Source organism: Pseudomonas sp. GW821-FHT02B10 (assembly GCF_059421865.1).
On sequence record NZ_JBWKVU010000011.1, the window covers coordinates 41471 to 65073 of the forward strand.

At 63.7% G+C, this 23603-nt stretch carries 16 protein-coding genes; 6 read left to right on the forward strand and 10 right to left on the reverse strand.

All coding sequences use genetic code 11. The features are described 5' to 3' along the window. Positions 1-12 precede the first annotated feature (12 nt). On the reverse strand, positions 13-1371 hold the full coding sequence (locus AC07VU_RS21920) for a TolC family outer membrane protein (protein ID WP_007920684.1): 1359 nt from the start codon (positions 1369-1371) through the stop codon (positions 13-15). 588 nt (positions 1372-1959) lie between these two features. Between AC07VU_RS21920 and AC07VU_RS21925 the strand changes: the two genes are divergently transcribed. Continuing rightward, a complete protein-coding gene (locus AC07VU_RS21925) occupies positions 1960-9069 on the forward strand; it encodes a retention module-containing protein (protein ID WP_495030476.1) in 7110 nt (2369 codons plus the stop codon). A 62-nt stretch (positions 9070-9131) separates the two neighbouring features. Here AC07VU_RS21925 and lapD read toward each other — a convergent pair whose 3' ends face one another. The 4 genes from lapD to AC07VU_RS21945 all read right to left on the reverse strand — a co-directional run bounded on the left by lapD (position 9132) and on the right by AC07VU_RS21945 (position 12900). Continuing rightward, on the reverse strand, positions 9132-11072 hold the full coding sequence (gene lapD / locus AC07VU_RS21930; RefSeq protein WP_495030477.1) for a cyclic di-GMP receptor LapD: 1941 nt from the start codon (positions 11070-11072) through the stop codon (positions 9132-9134). An 18-nt stretch (positions 11073-11090) separates the two neighbouring features. Then, positions 11091-11798: a transglutaminase-like cysteine peptidase gene (locus AC07VU_RS21935; RefSeq protein ID WP_495030478.1), complete on the reverse strand. Its 708-nt coding sequence runs from the start codon at positions 11796-11798 to the stop codon at positions 11091-11093. A 108-nt stretch (positions 11799-11906) separates the two neighbouring features. Beyond that, positions 11907-12302: a YbaN family protein gene (locus AC07VU_RS21940; protein WP_007929758.1), complete on the reverse strand. Its 396-nt coding sequence runs from the start codon at positions 12300-12302 to the stop codon at positions 11907-11909. A gap of 10 nt (positions 12303-12312) precedes the next feature. Then, positions 12313-12900, reverse strand: coding sequence for a UPF0149 family protein (locus AC07VU_RS21945; RefSeq protein WP_007929756.1), 588 nt, complete (start codon positions 12898-12900; stop codon positions 12313-12315). Between the two features lie 274 nt (positions 12901-13174). On the opposite strand from AC07VU_RS21945, the gene recQ reads away from it, so the two are divergent. The 3 genes from recQ (at position 13175) to AC07VU_RS21960 (ending at position 17225) form a co-directional block, all read left to right on the forward strand. After that, positions 13175-15301, forward strand: a complete 2127-nt coding sequence (gene recQ / locus AC07VU_RS21950) for a DNA helicase RecQ (RefSeq protein WP_457275871.1) — start codon at positions 13175-13177, stop codon at positions 15299-15301. A gap of 124 nt (positions 15302-15425) precedes the next feature. After that, positions 15426-15860, forward strand: a complete 435-nt coding sequence (locus tag AC07VU_RS21955) for a MarR family transcriptional regulator (RefSeq protein WP_007929752.1) — start codon at positions 15426-15428, stop codon at positions 15858-15860. A gap of 129 nt (positions 15861-15989) precedes the next feature. Beyond that, positions 15990-17225, forward strand: a complete 1236-nt coding sequence (locus tag AC07VU_RS21960; RefSeq protein ID WP_495030479.1) for a type IV pilus assembly protein FimV — start codon at positions 15990-15992, stop codon at positions 17223-17225. Here AC07VU_RS21960 and AC07VU_RS21965 read toward each other — a convergent pair. Then, a complete protein-coding gene (locus AC07VU_RS21965) occupies positions 17198-19387 on the reverse strand; it encodes a patatin-like phospholipase family protein (RefSeq protein ID WP_457276741.1) in 2190 nt (729 codons plus the stop codon). The two genes, AC07VU_RS21960 and AC07VU_RS21965, sit on opposite strands and share 28 nt — an antisense overlap. A 71-nt stretch (positions 19388-19458) precedes the next feature. Here AC07VU_RS21965 and AC07VU_RS21970 point away from each other — a divergent pair, with 71 nt between their 5' ends. Continuing rightward, complete coding sequence (locus AC07VU_RS21970; RefSeq protein WP_007929749.1) at positions 19459-19746, forward strand: Rdx family protein; 288 nt, start codon at positions 19459-19461, stop codon at positions 19744-19746. Here AC07VU_RS21970 and AC07VU_RS21975 read toward each other — a convergent pair. Both AC07VU_RS21975 and AC07VU_RS21980 read right to left on the reverse strand, forming a co-directional pair. After that, a complete protein-coding gene (locus AC07VU_RS21975; RefSeq protein ID WP_053260081.1) occupies positions 19740-20630 on the reverse strand; it encodes a DMT family transporter in 891 nt (296 codons plus the stop codon). The genes AC07VU_RS21970 and AC07VU_RS21975 overlap by 7 nt on opposite strands. 94 nt (positions 20631-20724) lie before the next feature. Continuing rightward, positions 20725-21483, reverse strand: coding sequence for a helix-turn-helix transcriptional regulator (locus tag AC07VU_RS21980; RefSeq protein WP_053260082.1), 759 nt, complete (start codon positions 21481-21483; stop codon positions 20725-20727). A gap of 132 nt (positions 21484-21615) precedes the next feature. Here AC07VU_RS21980 and AC07VU_RS21985 point away from each other — a divergent pair, with 132 nt between their 5' ends. Then, positions 21616-22437: a UDP-2,3-diacylglucosamine diphosphatase gene (locus tag AC07VU_RS21985; RefSeq protein WP_009042684.1), complete on the forward strand. Its 822-nt coding sequence runs from the start codon at positions 21616-21618 to the stop codon at positions 22435-22437. A gap of 87 nt (positions 22438-22524) precedes the next feature. Here the strand turns inward: AC07VU_RS21985 and AC07VU_RS21990 are convergent, their stop codons facing one another. Together AC07VU_RS21990 and AC07VU_RS21995 are read right to left on the reverse strand one after the other, a co-directional pair. Next, positions 22525-23115 carry an HD domain-containing protein gene (locus AC07VU_RS21990; protein ID WP_009042685.1) on the reverse strand — a complete coding sequence of 197 codons (591 nt, stop codon included), beginning with the start codon at positions 23113-23115 and terminating at the stop codon, positions 22525-22527. A 98-nt stretch (positions 23116-23213) separates the two neighbouring features. Next, complete coding sequence (locus tag AC07VU_RS21995) at positions 23214-23525, reverse strand: Mpo1-like protein (protein WP_025805147.1); 312 nt, start codon at positions 23523-23525, stop codon at positions 23214-23216. Between the last annotated feature and the right edge of the window lie 78 nt (positions 23526-23603).

Below are 23603 nucleotides of genomic sequence, written 5' to 3' on the forward strand. Positions count from 1 at the left end.
TCCTCCGAGGACTTAACGCATCTCAGGCAGACGGGCTTCGCTCTTCACTTCGGTCTGGGCGATCGCTTCGGCTGGCACCACGACTTTCTCCTTGTTCAACAACTCGCCCATGTTCGCCAGCACGCGATACATCGAAAACTCCTCGGTGTAGCGCACCTCGGTGTAGCGGCGGTTGGCGTTGTACAGCTCGTTTTCGCTGTCCAGCAGGTCGAGCAGGGTGCGCTGGCCGAGACCGAACTGGTCCTGGTAAGCGGCCCGTACGCGGGTGGTGGTTTCAGCGTATTCGCGAGCGGTGGGGGTCTGCTTCTTGGCGTTGAGCATGGCGTTCCAGGCCAGGGTGATGTTCTCGTTGAGCATGCGCAGCGCGTTGTTGCGGATGTCCATGGCCTGGTTGATCTTGTGCGCGTCCGATTGCAGGCGGGCTTTGTCGCTGCCGCCGCGGAACAGGTTGTAGTTCATCACCACGCCCACTCGCCATTCATTGTCGTGGCCCTTGTCGCCCTGCACGTTGTCGTTGGCGCCCACCGCGGCCTCGGCATCGAAGCGTGGGTAGAACGGCGACTTGGCGACTTCGTACTGGCTCTCGGCCGCTTGCACGTCGGCCTGGGCCGATTTCAGGTAGGGGTTGTTCTCCAGCATGCTCTGCCGGGCATCCGGCAGGCTGGCGGGGATCTCGCCGCGCACCGAAGGCAGGCTTTCCAGTTCGTCGGGCATACGGCCCACGGCGCTGAAGAAGTTGGCTTCGGCGTCGGCCAGGTCGACCTGCGCCGTGTCGTAGTTGTTTTCCGCCAGGGCGCGACGGGCCTTGGACTGGTCGAGGTCGGCGGTGCTGCCGACGCCACGTTCGCTGCGCAGGCCGATCTGGTCGTTGACCCGCAGGTGCGCCTGCAGGTTGTTCTTGGCCAGGGTCACCAGTTCGCGGCGCTTGAGCACTTCCAGGTACACCTCGATGGTGCGCAGGGCCAGGCTCTCGGCGGTACCGCGGGTGTAGTAGGCCCGCGAGTTGGAGACCGACTGGGTACGCCCGACTTCGTTGGCGGTATTGAAGCCGTCGAAGAGCATTTGCCGCAGGCGCAACTCCGACTGGGTATAGGTCAACGTCTCGGTGTGATGGTTGCCCAACGCGCGCGTGGTGGTGTTGTCGCTGTAGCCACGGCCATAGGCAGCATTCAGGTCCAGCGATGGATAGAAGCCCCCTTTGGCGACCTTGACGTCCTCATCAGCCGACAGACGGTTGTTCTGGCTCGCGCGCAGTTCCGGGTGGTTGTCCAGCGTGCTTTGAATCGCCTCCGTCAGAGACATGGCTTGGGCCTGATGAATGCAGGCCATGGCTAATAAAATCGCGCTACTGAGGGGGGTAAAAACGCGCATGAGGTACATCTCCCTGGTCCATGTATGGTGCTTTGCAGTCGCCAAAAAAATGACGAACTTTATAGGTCAAACCGTTTCAGGCTTGTAACAACAGAGCTAAGAACATCCTGAGCGCAAGCTAAGAAGAATTTCTCATAAGGCTTATGCTGAAAAAAACTTATGCACTCTGTGAAATCCAGCACATTGTTCAGTTCGCAAGCCCCGTATTTATAGGCTCTAGAGGGCTTTTCAGGGGTTTGAAAAGGTTCAACAAAATTTGCGACATAGGGCGGGAGAGGAGCGGTGGGGAGGGTGCGATACGGATTTTATAGCGACATTTTTTTGTCACTTGAAGTGTTTGAATCCATGTCGCGACTTTCGCGGGAGGGCTGTCCGAAGCCTGAATGCGTTTGATTGCATTCGGTTTTGCCTTCGGCAGAAACAGCAGGCCAGCGAGGGACGAGCGAGAGGGAAGGCCGGTGCGCAGGTTCGACTGAGCAGCAATCAGCGAACCTTCAGGCTGGCGTTTCCCGTCGGTGACCCGATAACGCCATAGCACTTTTCCGTGCAACCAGATGCCGATAGCGGTCGGCAGCGGAGGAAGTGCTCATGGCTAGGTTAATCGGTGTCGTCAGTAAGGTAATCGGGCAGGTGGTAGCGGTAGCGGCGGATGGCAGCCGGCGCGTTCTGGTAGAAGGCGATCGTCTGTTTGCGGGGGATCAACTGGTGACCGGTGCGCAGGGCGCGGTAGCCGTGCATCTGCAGAACGGCCAGGAACTGACCCTCGGGCGCGACAGCAGCCTGCAATTGACCCCGCAACTGTTGGCGAACCAGGCGCCCCATGTGCAGGCTCCTGAAGTTGTGACCCCCAGCGAGGCGCAACTGACTGATGTCGAGCAACTGCAGAAAGCCATCGCTGCCGGCGCCGACCCGACGCAGACTGGCGAAGCCACCGCGGCCGGCCCCGGTGCTACGGGTGGCACCGCTGGCGCCCTGGGTGGCGGGCATACCTTTGTACTGCTTGAAGAAGTCGCGGGTCGGGTCGAGCCGATCATTGGTTTCCCCACCGCGGGCTTCAATGGCATTCCCGAGTTCGTGCCTGAGCGGATTGCCGCGGTACCGCCTAGCGACGACGGCGGTATCGCACCGCCACCCCCACCGAACAACCCGGTCACCCTGGGCGGCCTGTCGGTCGCCAATGGCGAGTTGACCCTCAGCGAAGCCAATCTGCCCCAAGGCTCGGCGAGCAATCCCGCGGCGCTGGTGCAGAACGGTACCTTCAGTGTCTCCGCCCCCGACGGGCTGCTCAGCCTCAGCGTGGGTGGGATCGCCGTGGTCAGTGGCGGGGTTGCCGCCGGCTTTCCGCAGTCTATTACCACCGCCCTCGGCAACACCCTGACCATCACCGGTTTCGATCCTGCCACGGGTACGGTCAGCTACAGCTACACCCTGGTCGGCAACGACATCCATTCCGCCTCCGACGGTGCCAACAACCTGAGCGAACATTTCAGCGTGGTCGCCAGCGACAGTAATGGCGATTCGGCGAGCAACTCGCTGGATATCAACATCACCGACGATGTGCCCCAGGCGTTCAACGACAGCAATGGCGTCGCCTCGGAAAGCCAACTGACCCTGAGCGGCAATGTCCTGACCAACGATGTGCAAGGCGCCGACAGGGTGCCCAGCGGACCGATCACCGCCGGCACCTTCAACGGCACCTACGGCACCCTGGTGCTGGCCGCCGACGGTACCTATACCTATACCGTGCATACCAGCGATCCGGCGTTCCTCGCGCTTCAGGGCGGCGGCAACGGTACGGACAGCTTCACCTATACCCTGACCGATGCCGACGGCGACAGCAGCACCGCCAACCTGGTGTTGCAGGTGCACAACAACGACGACACGGTGGTGATTCAGGGCCTCAATGCCGAAGGCGGCGAAGTCACGGTCTACGAGAAGAACCTGGCGGACGGCAGCAGCCCGGATGCCGCGGCGCTGACCCAAAGCGGCACCTTCACCGTGACCGCGTTGGATGGCCTGCAGACCCTGACGGTCGGCGGGATCAACCTGGTGACGGGCGGGGTGGCCGCGGGCTTCCCGCAATCGGTGACCACGGCCTTGGGCAACACCCTGACCATCACGGGCTACAACGCCGTCACCGGGGTGATCAGCTACAGCTACACCCTGGCCGACAATGAGGCCCACCCGACGGCCAATGGCGCCAACAGCCTCAGCGAACACTTCAATGTGGTGGCGACCGATGTCGATGGCAGCACGGCCAGCGGTTCGCTGGATGTGAACGTGGTGGACGACCTGCCAACGGCAGTCGATGACAGCAATGGCGTGGCCTCGGAAAGCCAGCTGGTGCTCAGCGGCAATGTGTTGACCAACGACGTGCAGGGCGCTGACCGCGTACCCACAGGCCCAGTGACCGCCGGTACCTTCACCGGCACCTACGGCACCCTGGTCCTTGCAGCCGATGGCACCTACACCTACACCCTCAACACCGCGGACGCCGACTTCAAGGCTTTGCAGGGCAATGGCAGCGCTACCGAGACCTTTGCCTACACCATTACCGACGCCGACGGCGACTCGAGCACCGCCAACCTGGTGCTGAACATCCATAACAACGATGACGGCGTGACCCTCGATGGTCTGGATACCAACGGCGGCGAACTGACGGTCCACGAGAAAAACCTGGCGGACGGCAGCAGCCCGGATGCGGGCGCGTTGACCCAAAGCGGCACCTTCACCGTGACCGCGCTGGATAGCCTGCAGACCTTGACGGTCGGCGGGATCAACCTGGTGACGGGCGGGGTGGCCGCGGGCTTCCCGCAATCGGTGACCACGGCCTTGGGCAACACCCTGACCATCACGGGCTACAACGCCGTCACCGGGGTGATCAGCTACAGCTACACCCTGGCCGACAATGAGGCCCACCCGACGGCCAATGGCGCCAACAGCCTCAGCGAACACTTCAATGTGGTGGCGACCGATGCCGATGGCAGTACCGCCAGCGGTTCGCTGGATGTGAATGTGGTGGACGACCTGCCAACGGCAGTCGATGACAGCAATGGCGTGGCCTCGGAAAGCCAGCTGGTGCTCAGCGGCAATGTGTTGACCAACGACGTGCAGGGCGCTGACCGGGTCCCCACTGGCCCAGTGACCGCCGGTACCTTCACCGGCACCTACGGCACCCTGGTCCTCGCGGCCGATGGCACTTACACCTACACCCTCAACACCGCGGACGCCGACTTCAAGGCCTTGCAGGGCAATGGCAACGGTACCGAGACTTTCGCCTACACCATCACCGACGCCGACGGCGACCCGAGCACCGCCAACCTGGTGCTGAACATCCATAACAACGACGACGGCGTGACCCTCGATGGCCTGGATACCAACGGCGGCGAACTGACGGTCCACGAGAAAAACCTGGCGGACGGCAGCAGCCCGGATGCGGGCGCGTTGACCCAAAGCGGCACCTTCACCGTGACTGCGCTGGATGGCCTGCAGACCTTGACGGTCGGCGGGATCAACGTGGTGACGGGCGGGGTGGCCGCAGGCTTCCCGCAATCGGTGACCACGGCCTTGGGCAATACCCTGACCATCACAGGCTACAACGCTGCCACCGGGGTGATCAGCTACAGCTACACCCTGACGGACAACGAGGATCACCCGACGGCCAATGGCGCCAACAGCCTCAGCGAACACTTCAATGTGGTGGCGACCGATGTCGATGGCAGCACCGCCAGCGGTTCGCTGGACGTGAATGTGGTGGACGACCTGCCAACGGCGGTCAATGACAGCAATGGTGTCGCTTCGGAAAGCCAGCTGACCCTGACCGGCAACGTGCTGACCAATGACACCCAAGGTGCGGATCGTGTGCCAACCGGTCCAGTCACACCCGGTACCTTCACCGGCACCTACGGCACCCTGGTCCTCGCAGCCGATGGCACCTACACCTACACCCTCAACACCGCGGACGCCGACTTCAAGGCCTTGCAGGGCAATGGCAGCGCTACCGAGACCTTCGCCTACACCATCACCGACGCCGATGGCGACCCGAGCACCGCCAACCTGGTGCTGAACGTCCATAACAACGACGACTGCGTGACCCTGCACTGCCTGGATATCGAGGGCGGCGAGCTGACGGTCTACGAGAAGCACCTCAGCGATGGCACCAGCCCCAATGCCCCGGCCTTGACCCAGAGCGGCTTCTTCCTGGTCAACGCGCCGGACGGCCTGCAAACCCTGACGGTGGGCGGGATCAATGTGGTCACCGGCGGGGTGGCCGCGAGCTTCCCGCAATCGATCCTGACGGCCTTGGGTAACGTGCTGACCATTACCGGCTACGACGCCAGTATCGGTGTCGTCGCCTACAGCTACACCCTGCTCGACAATGAAAGCCATCCGACGGGGCTGGGGGCCAACAGCATCGCCGAGCATTTCAATGTGTTCGCCAGCGATGGCGATGGCAGCAGCGCCTCTGGGGTGCTGGATGTGAATATCGTCGACGACCTGCCCACCGCTCACCCTGATGTGGTGATGGCCGACGAAGGCACGACCCTCAGCGGCAATGTGCTGGGTAACGACATTGGCGGCGCCGATGGCCCGGCAATCACTGGCGCGGTGGTCGGCGTGCGCGCCGGCAGCGACACCTCGACCTCGGCCATTGGCGGCTTGAATACTACCATCAACGGCCTGTATGGCACGTTGACCCTGGACGCCTTCGGCAACGCGACCTATCACAGCAATCCGAACTCGGTCACCGCTCCCGATTCAGAGGATGTGTTCGTCTACACCGTGCGTGACGCGGACGGCGATGAAAGCACCACCACCATCACCATCCAGATCTGCGGCAACGAACTCAGGGCGGTCACCGACCAGGACATTACTGTCTTCGAAAAGGCCCTGGACCTGAGCAAGGACGGCCAGGACCTGGCGGCCGGTACGGTGACCGGCAGTGACCCGGGCAATACCGGCGAAACCGCCACCGGCACCCTGGTCGGCTCGGTCACCGGCGGCAGCGGTGCGATTACCTACACCCTGGTCGGCAGCGCCACTGGCACTTACGGGCAGATCCTGCTCAACCCCGACGGCACCTACCGCTACACCCTGACCTCGGCGCCAAAAACCTCGCCGAACGCCAACGACGGTCCGAACGTGCTGAGCGAAAGCTTCACCTACAAGGCCACCGACGCGGTGGGCAATACCACCACCAGCACCATCCAGATCAGCATCGTCGACGATGTGCCCCAGGCGGTCGCCAGCGAGCGGGCGGTCACTGCGCTGGAGGTCGATTCCAACCTGCTGCTGGTGATCGACGTATCCGGCAGCATGGCCGACCCGTCGGGCGTCCCCGGCCTGTCGCGCCTGGAACTGGCCAAGCAGGCGATCAGCACCTTGCTCGACAAGTACGACGACATGGGCGATGTGAAGGTGCAGATCGTCACCTTCAGCAGCAGCGCCACGGACAAGACGCCGATCTGGGTCGATGTGGCGACGGCCAAGTCGATCATCGCCTCCCTGACCGCGGGCGGCGGCACCAACTACGATGCGGCCGTGGCCGCGGCGAAGCTGGCGTTTGTCACCAGTGGCCAGATCAGCGGGGCGCAGAACGTCGGTTATTTCTTCTCCGACGGCAAGCCCACCGATGGCCAGGAGATCGGCACCGCCGACGAGACCGCCTGGAAAGCCTTCCTCGACGCCAACGGCATCAAGAACTATGCAATCGGCCTGGGCAGCGGTGTCAGCAACAGCAACCTCGACCCGCTGGCCTATGACGGCAGTACCCACATCGATACCAATGCCGTGGTGGTCACCGACCTGAACCAGCTCGACTCGGTGCTGGCCGGTACGATACAGGGCACCCCGGTCACCGGCAGCCTGCTCGGCGAAGGTGGCTCGTTCGGCGCCGACGGCGGTTTCATCAAGACCCTGGTGGTCGATGGCACCACCTACACCTATGACCCCAACGGCAATAGCAACCAGGGCTCGCTAAGCTTCAGCGGCGGGGTCAACCACGGCACCTTCAATACCCTGGACAACAGCCTCAGCATCGCCACCAACAACGGCGGCACACTGGTGGTGAAACTCGACACCGGCGATTACACCTACACCTCGCAGAAAGTCACCAGCGTGGTGCTGACCGAGACAGTCGGCTTCACCGTCAGCGATAACGACGGCGACCTGGCCAGCTCGACCCTGGTGGTCAAGGTCAATCCGAACGCGGCGCCGATGGCGGGCGACGACCACATCATCACCAACATTCTGTCGGGCACTATCGTGGTGCCGGCCGATGCCCTGCTGGCCAACGACAGTGATGCCAACGGCGATCCGCTGACGGCCGCGCCGACGAGTTTCAACACCGGCTGGCTGTCCCCAGGGGCGGACTTTACCGCCGGCAGCCTGCAGACCATCGGCTTCACCGGAGGGTCCAGCCAGACCCTGACCATCGCCCGGGCCTCGTTCAACGCCAATACGGCGGCGATGACGGCCGCGGTGGTGATCAGCGGCTTCCTGGGCAGCATCAACAACGGCAATGACAACGACGAGGATGTGATCAGCGTCAACCTGAAGCAGGGCGAGACCCTGAACCTGGATCACAACCTGACGGCGGGCCGGGTGGGCATGGAGTACGCCTTCAATGGCGGGGCCTACACCGCGATTGCCGACGGTGGCTCGTTCACCGCGGGGGCGGACGGCACCTACCAGATCCACATCACCAACCTGACCAACCCCAGCGGCGGCAACGCCAATGGTTCGGAAAACTACCAGCTGACCATGACCGTCAACTACGCGGGCGGCCAGGAATCCACGCCGGATTACCACGGCACTTACACCGCCAGCGACAGCCATGGCGGCAGCGACAGCGCGGCGGTGAGCATCAGCTATCAGGACGGCCATACCCTGACCGGTACTGCTGGCGACGATGTGCTGCTGGCCGGCAGTGGCGATAACCTGATCAATGCCGGCGACGGCAACGACGTGCTCGTCGCCGGCAGCGGCAACAACACCTTGCACGGCGACGCGGGTAACGACCTGCTGTTCGGCGGTCCGGGCAACGACCTGCTCGACGGCGGCACGGGCAACGACACCGCCAGCTACGCCCATGCCAGCGCCGGGGTCACGGTCGACCTCTCGCTGCTCGGTGCGCAGAACACCGGTGGCGCCGGGACCGATACCCTGACCGCCATCGAAAACCTGGTGGGCTCCAACTACAACGACACCCTGACCGGCGACAGCAACGCCAACATCATCACCGGCGGCCTGGGCAACGATGTGCTCAACGGCGGTGGCGGCGACGACCTGTTGATCGGCGGGATGGGCAACAACACCCTGACCGGTGGCAGCGGCAGCGACACCTTCCAGTGGCAGCAGGGCAACAGCGGGCATGACCTGGTCACCGACTTCACGCCGGGTATCGACAAACTCGACCTGTCGCAACTGTTGCAGGGCGAGAACGCCAGCAGCGCATCGCTGGATGATTACCTGCACTTCACGGTCACTGGCAGCGGTCCGTCGCTGATCACCAGTATCGACGTCAGCGCGGCGGCGGGGGCCTTGCCGAGCCAGACCATCGATCTGGCAGGGGTCAACCTGGCGGAGCACTACGGGGTGACGCCGGGCGCGGGCGGAGTGATCGCGGGTGGCGCGGATACCGCGACCATCATCAACGGCATGCTCAACGACCATTCGTTGAAGGTCGATACCGTCTGAGGCCCGGCGGGCCCGGCGCCTGCCTCGACCGAGGTTGGCGCCGGGGCTGTGCGGGGAAGGGGCTACATCGGTTCCGGTGGGCCGATCAGCCGCCCCATGACCCCGAACAGGCCCAGGGCCTTGAGGGTGTCCAGTTCGCCCTGGGTCTCGACCCGTTCGGCGATCAGCGGCAGGTCGATGCTGTGGGTGGCGCGAAATATCGCCTCGATGAACAGCTGTTTGTCGCTTTGCCGGTCGATGTCGCGGATGTAGCTGCCATCGACTTTCAGGTAGGCCAGGCCGAGGTGGGCGAGGTTGCCGATCTGGCTGAAGTTGCCGCCGAAATGCTGCAGGCCGATCCGGTAGCCGCTGTCCCGCAGGCGCTGGCTCAATTGCTGCAGCTCGCTGGCGGAGGGCAGTTGGTGTTCGTCGATTTCCAGGGTGAGTAACTTGGCCAGGTCGGGCAGGGCCTTGAGCTGGTCGAGGATCCGCCGCAACGCGTCGGGGTCGCGCAGGGTGCTGCCAGACAGGCTCAGGGCCAGCGGCCAGGCATGCTCGAGCAGATAATCCAGGGTGTGTTCGAGCATGGCCAGGTCGAAGCGCGACGACCAGCCCAGGCGCTCGATCCACGGCAGGAAATGCCCGGCGGCAATGGCTTCGCCCTGCGGGTCGAGCAAGCGCGCCAGCACTTTGTAATGCAGCACCTCGCTGGTGTCGGCGCACTGCACCACCGGCTGGAAATACAACTTCAACTTGCCGTTGCTCAGGGCGTCGTCGATCCAGGCGCGCCAGTCATGCTGTGGCTGGCTGGGGCCGGCGGCGAATTCCTGCAGCAACGCCCAGGGACGCTCGGGGTGCTGCTGGGCCTGCGCCAGTGCCTGGTCCAGGCGCAACCAGACGCCGCTCAGCGGGTCGCCGGGCCGGTAGGCGACTATACCCAGGTGCGCCACCGGTGTGCAGTCGCTGGCCCCGGTCAGGCGCAGGTTCTCCAGGGTGGCGCTGATTTCCATGGCCAGGCGCTCGGCGCCGCGGCTGTCCAGGCCCGGTGTCAGCAGGCTGAATTCGCCGCCGCGATTGCGCGCCGCCAGCCAGTGGCGGCGGTCGGCCTGGGCGCTGATGCGCTTGAGCAGATCGCCGATGCTCTTGATCAGGGCGTCGGTGCGCTGGCCGCCCAGGCGCTGGTTCAGGCCACTGAGGTCATTGACCCGCAGCATCAGCAGATAACCATCGCCACTCTGCTCGTTGAGCAGCAACTGATCGCCGAGCTGTTCGTCCAGCAGGCGCCGGTTGGCCAGGCCGGTCAGGCTGTCCTGATAGGACTCGGCCCGCAGTTTCTCGCTGCGCGCGGCCTCTTCGGCGAACAGGGCTTTGAGTTTTTCCACCATCTGGTTCATGGCCAGGACCACCCGCTTGAGCTCGGGCGTGCGCGGCACCGTCGGCAGGCTGAGGAACTCGCGATGACTGATGGCTTCGGCCTGCTTGACCATGGCGTCCAGCGGCCGCAACTGGCGCCGCAGCAGCCAGCCGCCGAATACCGCGCTGAGCAAGCCGCACACCAGCAGCCAGAGCAGGCTGCCGACGCTGCTGTCCCAGAGCCTGGCCAGGGCGAACTGCGGGTTGCTCAGCACTTCCACCCGCGCCACCTGTTCCCAGCCACGCATGACCAGGGCGTCGCCACCCTGCGGGCGCAGGCTCACCAGCCTGACGAACCACTGGGGTACGCCCTCGATCCTGGCAGGCACCGAACGCTCCAGCAGAATGCTTTCGTCTTCGATGTTCACCACCCGGATGCTGTTGTAGTAGCCGCTGTCGAAGACCGAGCTGACCATCAGTTCCATCATCGCCGGGTCGTCGACCTGGCTGGTCAGGGACAGGCCCAGGGCGGTGGCCGCATCCTGGGCGTGGGAGCGTAGCTGGTTGAGCATCTGCTCGCGGGAGCTTTCCAGGCTGACAAAAAAACTGCCGCTGAAGGCCACCAGCAGGAACAGGCAGATGGCGATGAACAGTTGCTTGAGTAGCGACATTCGGCACTCCTTGTCGGATCAGCCATTACCCACCGTGAAGCCCTCGTCCCGCATCTTTTTCAGGACGTCCTGCCAGCGCGAGAGTTTTTTCGGGTCGATGCTGCGCGTGTTGCCAGCCACTCCGGGCAGGTACAGCCCCTCGGCATTGAAGGCGTATACCGGGTTCGGATCCTGGCGTTGGGCGGCGGAACGAATGTCGCTGCTGAGGTTGTCCAGTATCAGCGGTCCGGCGCCGGGGCTGGGGTAATAGGCCAGGACCATGTGCGGCCGGTTGCCGCGCCTGGCCTTGACGTAAGTGAGGCGCAGTTTGTCGCTGGAGACCCCCAGGCTGCGCAGGCTGAAATACTTGGCCAGTGCATAGTCCTCGCAATCCCCGGCGCCCTTGAGCAGGGCCTCGATCGGCGTGGCCCAATAGTCGCTCTGCTGCCAGGTGCGCTGGTCCTCCTTGAAGCTCAATTGCTGGTTGAAGAAGCGGTTGATGGCATTCAGTTGTTCGTATTCCGCTCGCCCGGTCAGGTCCTGCAATAACTGGTTCCAGGCCTCGAGACGTTCCCGGGCCGGGCCCAGGACCTGATGACGGTACTCGAAGGTGCTCAGGGCAGAAACGAATTCCCAGTTCGCCCGCACATTGCCCGGGTCGGTCCACAAACAGACCAGCAACAGCGACCAGCCGGCCAGCCGAAACCGGAGCAGTGTCCACTCGGGGCGACGCGAACGTGCGGGCATGGCGGGCTGCTCGAATGCAGGTTTCTGAAGTCTAGGCGGTATTTTTCGCGAGCATGGGCAGCTGGTCGGGTTGCCACGAACGGAGGAAGGCGGCGCGCAGGGCCGGGTTCAAGGCTTGTGCAGGGTCTTCTGGCGCAGGATGTAGATCGTCACCAGCACCGCGCTGGTCAGCATGAAGCCGCGGGCCCAGGGCAGGGGCACCAGGTAGCAGGACAGGCCGATGCTCAGCCACATCAGGCCGATGGCGTAGACCTTGCCTTTGAGCGGAATGCCGTGGCCGTCCAGGTAATCGCGGATCCACGGGCCGAGCCGCGGATGTTCCACCAACCACCGATAGAAGCGCGGCGAACTGCGGGCAAAGCAGGCGGCGGCCAGTAGCAGGAAGGGCGTAGTGGGCAATACCGGGAGGAAGATACCGGTCACCCCCAGCACTACGCTCAGCCAGCCGATGGCCAGCAGAACGTAACGCAGGATCAGGGGGCGGTTGCCTATGGGCTTGGCCATAGGCGGTGACTCAGTGGTGACGGGGCTTGAGAATGGCCGGTTTTTCGTCCGGCGCGTTGCACAGCAGGTACAGCGCGGTCAGGGCTTCCGGGATCTGCACGATCATGTCGTCCATCAGGTTGGCATCGCTGGCGATGTCGGAGAACTCGGGTTGTTCGTCGAACAGACCGGAGCCGACCATGATCGGCAGGAGCATCTCGCTGACTTCTTCCTCGGCGGTTTCGAACCAGGCCGCTTCGCGCAGGAACACACCTTCCATGAAACCGATGCACCAGCCGCGCAGGTCGGAGTCGTCCGGCTCGTCGCCGAGATCGAGGTCGCACGGCAGCTCGAACTCTTCGTCGGAAGCCAGTTGGCGGGCGATGTGGGCCTTGAGGGCAATCAGAGTGGATTCGATCTCTTCGCGTTGCGCAGCGTCGCTGTAGTGCGGCTCCTCGGCGAACAGGGCGTCGATCCACTCACGGTCGGGAACGCTTTCGGAACAGATGGACAGCGCAGTCAGGTAGCCGTGGGCGGCCACATAGTCCAGCGCCTCGTCATGCAGCTCATCGGCGTCGAGGAAGGCTTGCAGGCGGGTTAATTGCTCAGCGAAGGACATTGAAGGACTACCTTGGGAATAAACGATGCTGAATTCTAGGCCTTCTTGAGCGCCCAGGCCAGCCGCAGCGCAGATTTGCACGCTTCTAAAGGTTACCAGCGGTCCATTGCCGGCACCCTTCGCCAGCAAGTGCTCGGGTATACTTGCGCGTTTTGTGATGCCCGGCAGGCGTCATGACGGTCCAGGAAAAGTCCGCTAACGGATTTGTCAGTGAAAACCGTGGCCTTTTCGGCCAGCCTGCGCACAGGGATTTCAGCGATTTTTGGAGTTTTTCATGCTCGAACAGGCTCAACGCGTCCTCAAGGACATCTTCGGCTACGACAGTTTCCGTGGCCGCCAAGGTGCGATCATTGAGCGTGTGGCCAGTGGCGGCGACGCCCTGGTACTGATGCCTACCGGCGGCGGCAAGTCATTGTGCTTCCAGGTCCCGGCCCTGCTGCGCGAAGGCCTGGCGGTGGTGGTCTCGCCATTGATCGCGCTGATGGACGATCAGGTCGCGACCCTGGAGGAACTCGGGGTCGCCGCGGCGGCGCTGAACTCCACCCTGAGCGCCGAACAGCAGCGCGACCTGGCCGCGCGCATCCGGCGGGGCGAGGTGAAGATGCTGTACCTGGCGCCTGAGCGCCTGGTGCAGCCGCGGATGCTGGCGTTCCTGCAGAACCTCAACATCGCCCTGTTCGCCATCGACGAGGCGCATTGCGTGTCCCAGTGGGGGCATGATTTCCGTCCGGAGTACCTGCAACTGGGCCAGTTGGCGGAAATGTTCCCCCAGGTGCCGCGCATCGCCCTGACCGCCACCGCCGACAAGCGTACCCGAGAGGAAATCGTCAATCGCCTGCACTTGCAGGATGCCGAGCGTTTCCTCTCCAGTTTCGACCGTCCGAACATTTTCTATCGCATCGTTCCCAAGGAGCAGCCGCGCAAGCAGTTGCTGGCGTTCCTCAGCGAACGACGCAGCGACGCCGGCATCGTCTATTGCCTGTCGCGCAAGAAGGTCGACGAGGTTGCCGCCTTCCTCTGCGAGCAGGGCTTTCCGGCGCTGCCGTATCACGCCGGGTTGCCCAGCGAGCTGCGGGCCTATCACCAGAAGCGTTTCCTCAACGAGGAAGGGCTGATCATGGTCGCGACCATCGCTTTCGGCATGGGCATCGACAAACCCAACGTGCGCTTCGTGGCGCACCTGGATCTGCCCAAGTCCCTCGAGGCCTATTACCAGGAAACCGGGCGTGCCGGGCGTGACGGCCTGCCTGCCGATGCCTGGATGGCCTACGGCCTGCAGGACGTGCTGATGCTCAAGCAGATGCTGCAGAACTCCGAGGGCGACGAACGCCACAAACGCCTGGAGCAGCACAAGCTCGATGCCATGCTGGCGCTGTGCGAGGAAACCCGCTGCCGGCGCCAGACCCTGCTGGCCTATTTCGACGAAGACATGCCACAGCCATGCGGCCATTGCGACAACTGCGTCGACGGCGTGCAGACCTGGGATGCCACTGAGCCGGCGCGCCAGGCGCTGTCGGCGATCTATCGCACCGGCCAGCGGTATGGCGTCGGCCACCTGGTGGACGTGCTGCTGGGCAAGGACACGGAAAAGGTCCGCAGCTTCGGCCATCAGCATCTTTCCGTGTTCGGCGTGGGCAAGGCGCGCAGCGAAGGCGAATGGCGCTCGCTGTTCCGCCAACTGGTGGCCCGCGGCCTGGCCGACATCGATCTGGAAGGCTACGGCGGCCTGCGTCTGAGCGACAGCTGCCGGCCGCTGCTCAAGGGCGAGGTGAGCCTGGAGCTGCGCCGCGACATAAAGCCGCAGACCGCCGCCAAGAGCAGCACCAGCCAAGCCAGCCAACTGGTACGTGGCGAAGAGCGCGAACAGTGGGAAGCCTTGCGCGCCCTGCGGCGCAAGCTGGCGGAAGAACATGGCGTGCCGCCCTATGTCATTTTCCCCGATTCCACCCTGCTGGAAATGCTCCGCAGCCAGCCCGGCTCCCTGGCGGAAATGGCCCGGGTCAGCGGCGTCGGCGCGCGCAAGCTGGAGCGTTACGGCGAGGCGTTCCTCGAAGTATTGGGTGGCCAGGTGGAGGCGCCGAAAGTGGTGGCCGACATCCGCCACGAGCTGATTACCCTGGCCCGCGCCGGCATGACGCCACTGCAGATCGCCGGGCAATTGCAGTGCTCGGAAAAGAACGTTTACACGATGCTCGCCGAAGCCGTGGGCAAGCAGCAGCTGTCTCTGGAACAGGCGTTGGATCTGCCGGAAGACCTGTTCGGCGAGATTCAGGACGCCTTTCTCGATGGCGAAGGCGAGCTGCCCTCGGTGAGCGAAGTGGCCGAGTTGTTTGCCGGTCGCGTGCCGGAAGGTGTGTTGTATTGCGTGCGTGCGGCGCTCGAATCGGAATTCGAGATGTGAGTCCCACGGCGGCAAGATGTAATGATTCAGTTCATGCCAAACCTTGCCACTCGGCAACTGTCATGCTTAGCTGACTAATAATTAGTTTTTCTTAATTTTCAGTCTACTAACTCATGAGTTGTTTATGCCGTTAACCGATCAACACCGTTTTGGCATGCAGTTGGCGCAGATGTCCCGAGGCTGGCGCGCCGAACTGGATCGCCGTCTGGCCGGACTTGGCCTGTCCCAGGCCCGCTGGCTGGTGCTGCTGCACCTCGCCCGTTTCGATGAAGCCCCGACCCAGCGTGAACTTGCCCAGAGTGTCGGCGTCGAAGGACCGACCCTGGCGCGGCTGCTTGACAGCCTGGAAACCCAGGGTTTGGTGCAACGGCAGTCGGTGGTCGAGGATCGCCGGGCGAAGAAGATCGTTCTGTGCGCCCCGGCGCTGCCCTTGATCGAACAGATCGAAACCATCGCCACAGCCCTGCGCAGTGAATTGTTCGTCGGTGTCGATGAAGAGGATATGCGGGTATGCATGCGGGTTCATGCGCATATCCTGGCCAATCTGGAAAAGTCTTGAGGCATAACTAGCGCCGCGGATTTTTGAGCTACCGACACCGGCGGACTATAAGAAATACCAGGTCCACAGCGGCATGCGCAGCCAGCGTATCGCCGCTGTGGTCGCTTTCGGTCCTCAAAAAGGGTGCTCATGTTCCAGAGTCTGCTGGCCGCTCTGCGCGGTTTCGTCGGGTCGTCCTGGGTGGCGAAGAATCGTTCCTTGTTCCTTCTGCCGGTGCTGGCGGCCTTGTATTCGTCCCTGGCCTCGGCGGTGGGCCTGGGTGAAATCACCGTGCATTCGGCGCTGAACCAGCCGCTGGAGGCGGAGATCGCCCTGGTGCAGGCGCAAGGCCTGGAGGAGGGCGAGTTGGCGGTCAGCCTGGCGACGGCCAGCGAGTTCAAGCAGGCCGGTATCGAGCGCTTGCCGTTTCTCGAAGATTTGCGTTTTACCCAGGTTTTGCAGGGCGAGCGCAGGGTAATCCGGGTAGTGTCGAGCAAGCCGGTGAACGAACCGTTCCTGGATTTCCTGCTGCAGGTGAACCAGGCCAATGGCCGGCAGTTGCGCGAATACACGCTGCTGATCGATCCCCCGGGCAGCCCCGAGATAGTGCCGGCCCCGGTCAGGGGGGTAGCAAAACCCGAACCGGCGATCGCCACCCAGGCGCCACCCGCGGCGGCCAAGGCGAGCGATCCCGCGGCCGGACAATTGGCGCAAGCCCTGCAGGCCAACCAGCAATTGCAGGACCAGGCCCAAGAGTTGCGCAACACATTGCAGCAGCGGGACGAACAACTGGCGCGCCAGCAGCAACAGCTGGTGGAGTTGCAACGTCAGTTGGCCGAAGCCCGGAGCAAGCCTGCCGATAATCCTGCCCCGGCGCCCGGGGCCGCGACACCCACCGCCGCCAGCCCACCCCAGCCAGCCGAACAGGCTCCGGAGACTGATGAAGGCTCGAATCCCTGGCTGATGCTTGCCGCCTTGCTGCTGATGGCCTTGCTGGTGGTGTTGGTTGTGCGTCGCCGTCGTCAGTCCGCCGCCGTACCGGAGGCACAGATGGCCCCCGAGAGTCGACCCACACGAACGCTGGCCAGTGCTGTGACGACGGTGGCAGCCCAAGAGTCGTTCAGATCAACGCCCCCTTTTGCTCCGGTGCAGTCCGTGGCAGGAGATCGGTTGGCTGATCGCGAGCCGTCGATCGATGTCGACTGGGACCTGATCGCACCTTCCGAGCCCTCCAGCGCTCCGCCGTCTCCTACCGCAGCACCTACGCCATTCAATGCCGATTCGATCGTCTGGCGCCTGGAGGAGCCAGACGAACCAGGCTCCGGCAGCAAGGCCGAAGCCGAGTCGGACGCCAAGCCTCAGAACGTCTGGCCCAAGTTGAGGTAGACCGCTTTCTGGTTATCGTCGTTGATGCCGTAACTGAAATTCAGCGGCCCCAGCGGCGTGTCGAAACCAAGGAAGATGCTGGCGGCGTTGATGTAGCCACTGTCGAACTCGTTGTCGTTGTTCCAGGCCCGCCCTCGCTCCAGGGAACCGCCGATATACAGCGGGAAGTCCAGGGGCAGGTAGGAGCGGGGTGTCAGCCGCCGGTAGTAGACGCCCCGCATCAGGCTGACGTTCTGGCCCGAGAGCGCATCCTGGCGGAAGCCCGACAGCTGGCGGGCGCCGCCCAGCACAAAGCTTGAGGTCACCACTTCGGCCTCATCCAGGGTCCGGCCATACCGACCGCCGAGGATAAAGGTGTTCGGGCCGCTGCTCAGGGCCTTGTCCAGCTTGAACTCCCACTGCCGGTAGCGCTTGTCCGAGCCCAGGCTGGGTTCGAACTGGCGCAGCGACAGGCCGATGTCCTCGCCCGCGTGGGGGAAGTAGACATTGTCCAGGGAGTCGAACGAGTAGCGCAGTTCGTAGTAACCCTCGTTGAAGCTTTCGCTAGGCAGGTCCTGGTCGCCGACGCGGACATCGGCCTTGCCCCAGGCCTCGCCGACACCGAAACGGATCTCGCCGCTGTTGCCGATCTGGCGCCCGATATTGAGGCCGAAACCATAGCGTTCCAGGCGGTACTCGGCGATCGGGTCGTTATCCAGCACGGCTTCGATGTTCTGTGATTCAAGACCGATATACGGCGCGATGAAGTAGCGCGAGCCGACGTCCAGCGGCTGATAGAACTCGCTGTAGAGCTCCTGCTGATCACCGATCTGCACCCGGGTCAGCCATTCGGCGCCGAGGCTGTTGATGCCGTTGACCCGGTAGCTGGCGCCCAGGTTGAAGGCGCTGTCGCCGCGCATGTCGTCGGACAGGTTCAGCCCCAGGCGCAGGTAATCGGTGCCGCTTCGTTTGCCCCGGGCGTTGATCACCAGGGTATGGTCATTGCCCTTGTGGACCACGCGGTATTGCACCTGCTCGAAGTAGTCCAGGCCATACAGCGTGCCCATGTCGGTCTGCAGCCGGCCCAGGTCCAGAGGCTCGCCGATGTGCTGGCGGATGTAGTAACGGATCACGTCGTCGCTGACCTTCGAATCGTTTTCCACCCGGATCGCGGTGATGATCGGGGTGCGTTGGCTCGGTGTGCGCGCGGCGCTGAGTTCGGCATCCATCGGTTCGGCCCGGCGCAGTGGCGCCAGGCGGGTGTCGAGGATGCGGGTGGCGCGGTAGCCGGCGTCGATCATTTCCTGGGCGCGGCCGAAGTCGGTGACCCCGAAGCTGGCCAGAGGCGGCTGGATCAGCACGTCATTCTTGTGCAGGGTCGCCAGTTGTTCCTCGGAGTTGCGCCGGGTCATCAGGGTGATCGACTGGTTCAGCACATCGACCACGGTCGCCAACTGCTGGCGAGAGCGCAACGGGGTGCCGATGTCGACCACGATGGCGATGTCCACGCCCATGTCGCGGGCCACATCCAGCGGAATGTTGTCGGTCATGCCACCGTCCACCAGTAGCCGGCCATCCATTTCCACCGGAGCGAACACCGCCGGGATCGACATGCTGGCGCGGATCACCCGGGGCAGGTGGCCCTTGCGGAACACTACTTTCTCGCCGCTGGCGATGTCGGTGGCGACCGCGCGGAAGGGGATCGGCAGCTTGTCGAAGTCCCGGGTATCGCTGGCATGGGCCAGCATGCTTTCCAGCAGCAGCGCCAGGTTCTGGCCCTGGATGACCCCCAGCGGCAGGCCGAGGCTGCCGTCGTCGCGGAAGCTGAGTTTCTGTTTCACCAGGAAGTCGCGGTCATCCTGCTTGCGACGAAACGGTATGTCTTCCCGGGGCGGCGCGTCGGACAGCGCCTGTTGCCAGTCGATGCTCAGGGCCAGTTTTTCCAGCTCGTCGATCTTGTAGCCCGAGGCGTACAGCCCGCCGATCACCGCGCCCATGCTGGTGCCGGCAATCGCATCGATCTTCACGCCTTGCTCCTCCAGGGCCTTGAGCACGCCGATATGCGCCAGGCCACGGGCGGCGCCGCCGGACAACACCAGGCCGATCTTTGGCCGTGGTGCTTCGGCGGCGTGCAGGAACACGGGGAGCAAACACAGGAGCAGGCAGGACAGCAAACGACGCATCATGGATCTCGGGGCGAGCGATAAAGGCGGCTATTATAACGACGCCCTTGAGCCCAGGAGTCGGCAGCACCATGTCAGAACGTAAACCCGAAGTGGTCATCACCTATTGCACCCAGTGCCAGTGGCTGCTGCGCGCCGCCTGGCTGGCCCAGGAACTGCTGAGCACCTTCAGCGACGACCTGGGCAAGGTGTCCCTGGAGCCGGCCACCGGCGGCACGTTCCGCATTACCTGCGACGGCGTACAGATCTGGGAACGCAAGGCCGATGGCGGTTTTCCCGAAGCCAAGGTACTCAAGCAGCGGGTGCGCGACCAGATCGATCCGCAGCGCGACCTCGGCCACAACGACCGCACTCAGTGAGACGCGACTTCCGCCACTGGCGCTTTTTTGCTTGAGCCGGACAGGCTGCTGGAGACCACGATGGCGAGGATGATCAAGACGCCGCCGATCAGCATGCGTAGCGTCGGCGTCTCGTTGAACAGCAGCCAGGCCACGGTAATCCCGTAGACCGGCTCCAGGGCGAACACCACCGCCGCAGTGCGGGCCTTGATCACCGCGAGGCTGGCGACGAACAGGCTGTGGGCCAGGCCGGTGCAGAAGATGCCGAGCAAGCTGATCCACAACCAGTCGAGGGCCCGGACCTCGCTCAGTCCGGGGGCCGCCACCGGCAGCAAGCACAAGGCAACCACTACGTTCTGGCACAGTGCCGCCTGCACCGCCGGGATGCGCGCGGAACTGGCGCGATTGTTCAGTGACAGCAGGGCGAACAGCAGACCCGATCCCACGGCCCAGAGCAGCCCGCTGGTGGCTTCGCTGGCGAGGTCGAAGTCCGGCGTGACCAGCACCAGGCCGACGCTGACCAGGGCCACCAGGACGATCTCGTTGAGGCGGATCCGCTCACGAAAGATCAGCCCCTCGAGGATCACCGTGAAGGCCGGGAAGCTGGCGAAGCCCAGGGTGGCGATGGCCACGCCGGCGACTTTCACCGCGATGAAGAAACTCACCCAGTGCCCGGCCAGCAGCAGGCCGCTGAGCAACAGGCGCCACCCGTCCGTGGCCTGCAGCCGTTGCCAGCGGATGCTGCTGGCGCAGCGGGCGAAGAACGCCAGGGCGAGCACCGCGAACGCCGCGCGACCAAAGACGATGATGGCCGGCGAAGCGGCGGCGAGTTTGCCGAATACACCGGTGAGGCCGAACATCAATGCGCCGATATGCAGGGCGCCAAGGGCAGTACGCGGAGTCATTTCAATCCTTCAAAACGGTTGAGCGGAGCGGTGCCAGTCTAAAAGCCTGGGCAGGACCCGGTCTGTCGCGATCCTCGCGTTTTTTGTCGACAGCCTAGCGCTGGCCCGTCGCGCGTCGCAGCTTGCCGGGGGAGACGCCGAACTCGCGCAGCACCGCGGCGGCGAAGGCGCTCTGGGAGCTGTAGCCGACGCGGCTGGCGATTTCGCCGATGGGCAGTGCCGAATCGCGCAACAGCCCGGCGGCCATGTGCAGGCGCCGGCTGCGGATGTAGTCCATCGGCGTCTGCCCGCATTCGGCGACAAACCGCGCATGCAGGCGAGCGCTGGACAGTCCGGCGATTTGCGCCAGGTCGGCTACTTGCAGCGGATGGGCGGCGTGTTTATCGATATGGGCATTCAAGGCGGCATAGGGCAGGCGTCGGCCGCCGACGCTGGCGGGGCTGGCCTGGTTGAGGCTGGCTAGTAACAGCACGGCGCCTTGCTGGGCAATCAGCGGGTCGTTGACCGGGCTGCCGGCGAGCCAGTTGACCAGTTGGCTCTGCGCCGTATCCAGGGGCAGGCGCCCAGGGTTGTCGAGCAGGCGGCGACTGGCATCGGCGTGATCGCCCAGCGACTGCAGCAGCCAATGTTCGTCGGGCACGTCGAGCACCAGGCAGCGACTGCCGTTGGGGCTGCCGCAGGCATGATGGGCGCCGGAAGGCACCACCACGAAGCTCTGCTGGACCACCTGGCTGCCCTGGCCGTCGACCTCGAAGTCGAGCTGGCCCGACAGGCCGAACACCAGTTGCGCGTGTTCGTGGCTGTGGACGATCAGGTCGTGGCTGTATTGGCGTAGCGTGAGGATCGGTCTCATCGCAGTCTCCTTGGCAGAACGGCAGTCTACACCGGCGGCCTGGGTTTCAGCGTTGTCATCGGACTGCCGTATTTCTGTCACAGGCGATTAATCGCTGGGGCGCAAGCTCGCAGAAAATGCAGGAGCGTGCCCATGACCAGTGCCGAACTCGCCAGACCCAGCCGTAAACAACGCGTGCGCACCCTGTGGATTTCCGATGTGCATCTGGGCACCCGGGACTGCCAGGCGGAGCATCTGTCGCAGTTCCTCAAGGGCTATCACGCCGACCGGATCTACCTGGTCGGCGACATCATCGACGGCTGGAAGCTGCGCGGCGGCATGTACTGGCCCCAGGCACACACCAACGTCATCCGCCGCCTGCTGACCATGAGCAAGCGCGGCACCGAGGTGATCTATGTCACCGGCAACCACGACGAATTCCTGCGCCGTTATTCGAAGCTGATCCTGGGCAATATCCAGTTGGTGGACGAGGCGGTGCACGTCACCGCCGACGGCCGGCACCTGCTGGTGATCCATGGCGACCAGTTCGATGTCATCACCCGCTACCACCGCTGGCTGGCCTTTCTCGGCGACTCGGCCTACGAGTTCACCCTGACCCTCAATCGCTGGCTGAATCACTGGCGGGCGCGCTACGGCTACGGTTACTGGTCGTTGTCGGCCTACCTCAAGCACAAGGTCAAGACCGCGGTCAGCTTTATCAGCGACTTCGAGGAAGCCATCGCTCACGAATGCGTGAAGCGCGAGTTGCACGGCGTGGTGTGCGGGCACATTCACCATGCCGAGATCCGCAAGGTCGGCGAGGTGGACTACCTCAACTGCGGGGATTGGGTCGAGTCGTGCACCGCCCTGATCGAGCATTGGGACGGCACCATCGAGCTGTATCGCCTGGCTGATGCTCAGGCGCGGGAGGCGCAGCGCAAGGCCGAACTGGCCAAGGTCGCGGAGCTGGCCTGAAGAGTATCGCGAGCAAGCTCGCTCCTACAAAAACCAGAGATCCCCCCTGTAGGAGCGAGCTTGCTCGCGATGGCCGCTCAGCTGTTCTCAGGCCGGCGCGTGTTCCTTCATGGCGGCCTTGTAGATCGAGTTTTTCGGCTGGGCGAACAGGCGTTCGAGCATGGGTTCGAAAAAGCTCAGGGGCAGGCTGTCGTAGCCTGGATCGAACGCCGCGGCGTCGTACTTGGCACAGAATTCGGCGGTCTGCAGATACAGCGGGTGGTCCTTGAATTGTTCGCGCAGGTGCCGGTCCATGCCCAGGTGATGGAAGAAGTAGTAGCCCTGGAAGATCCCGTGCTTCTCCACCATCCACAGGTTCTCGGGGCTGACGAAGGGCTTGAGGATCGCCGCGGCGATGTCCGGGTGATTGTAGGAACCCAGGGTGTCGCCGATGTCGTGGAGCAGGGCACAGACCACGTATTCCTCGTCGCGGCCGTCATGCCAGGCCCGGCTGGCGGTTTGCAGCGAGTGGGTCAGGCGGTCCACCGGGAAGCCGCCAAAATCGCCCTCGAGCAACTTCAGGTGCGCCACGATGCGCGCCGGCAACTGCTTGGCGTAGGCGCTGAAATCCGCGGCGATGATCGCCCAGTCTTCCTGGGTGCCATCCTTCATGTGGGTGAAACGGGCGTGAGCGTTCATCGGCCATCCTCTTGTTGTTTTTTGCGCAACGATGGGAGTCTATGCCTTGGATCCAATCCTGTACTGGCTGTGCAGGACGGCTTGCTGTCCGGTCAGGCCTAGAACGGCACCTTGCCGGTCAGCATGTCGCGGTACATGACGAAATCGCCCACAAGGCTATAGAGCGGATGCTGGAAGGTGGCCGGGCGGTTCTTCTCGAAGAAGAAATGACCGACCCAGGCGAAGCTGTAGCCGGCCACCGGCAGGGCCAGCAGCAATAGCCAGGCGCCTTTGCCGATGGCGAAGGCGAGGATAAAAATTACCAGGGTCGTGCCCACGAAGTGCAGGCGGCGGCAGGTGCTGTTGCTGTGCTCGCTCAGGTAATACGGATAGAACTCGGCGAAGCTATTGAATTGCTTGATGTTATCCACGACTGCGATCTCTGTGGTTGTTGTTCTGCCAGCGGGATGCTCTGCGGGGAGCTTATTTGAGTCTAGAGTCATCAATGG

Coding starts and splice junctions, on each gene's coding strand:
- AC07VU_RS21920 (WP_007920684.1), bottom strand. CDS start 1,371: ATGCGCGTTTTTACCCCCCTCAGTAGCGCGATTTTATTAGCCATGGCC.
- AC07VU_RS21925 (WP_495030476.1), top strand. CDS start 1,960: ATGGCTAGGTTAATCGGTGTCGTCAGTAAGGTAATCGGGCAGGTGGTA.
- lapD (WP_495030477.1), bottom strand. CDS start 11,072: ATGTCGCTACTCAAGCAACTGTTCATCGCCATCTGCCTGTTCCTGCTG.
- AC07VU_RS21935 (WP_495030478.1), bottom strand. CDS start 11,798: ATGCCCGCACGTTCGCGTCGCCCCGAGTGGACACTGCTCCGGTTTCGG.
- AC07VU_RS21940 (WP_007929758.1), bottom strand. CDS start 12,302: ATGGCCAAGCCCATAGGCAACCGCCCCCTGATCCTGCGTTACGTTCTG.
- AC07VU_RS21945 (WP_007929756.1), bottom strand. CDS start 12,900: ATGTCCTTCGCTGAGCAATTAACCCGCCTGCAAGCCTTCCTCGACGCC.
- recQ (WP_457275871.1), top strand. CDS start 13,175: ATGCTCGAACAGGCTCAACGCGTCCTCAAGGACATCTTCGGCTACGAC.
- AC07VU_RS21955 (WP_007929752.1), top strand. CDS start 15,426: ATGCCGTTAACCGATCAACACCGTTTTGGCATGCAGTTGGCGCAGATG.
- AC07VU_RS21960 (WP_495030479.1), top strand. CDS start 15,990: ATGTTCCAGAGTCTGCTGGCCGCTCTGCGCGGTTTCGTCGGGTCGTCC.
- AC07VU_RS21965 (WP_457276741.1), bottom strand. CDS start 19,387: ATGCGTCGTTTGCTGTCCTGCCTGCTCCTGTGTTTGCTCCCCGTGTTC.
- AC07VU_RS21970 (WP_007929749.1), top strand. CDS start 19,459: ATGTCAGAACGTAAACCCGAAGTGGTCATCACCTATTGCACCCAGTGC.
- AC07VU_RS21975 (WP_053260081.1), bottom strand. CDS start 20,630: ATGACTCCGCGTACTGCCCTTGGCGCCCTGCATATCGGCGCATTGATG.
- AC07VU_RS21980 (WP_053260082.1), bottom strand. CDS start 21,483: ATGAGACCGATCCTCACGCTACGCCAATACAGCCACGACCTGATCGTC.
- AC07VU_RS21985 (WP_009042684.1), top strand. CDS start 21,616: ATGACCAGTGCCGAACTCGCCAGACCCAGCCGTAAACAACGCGTGCGC.
- AC07VU_RS21990 (WP_009042685.1), bottom strand. CDS start 23,115: ATGAACGCTCACGCCCGTTTCACCCACATGAAGGATGGCACCCAGGAA.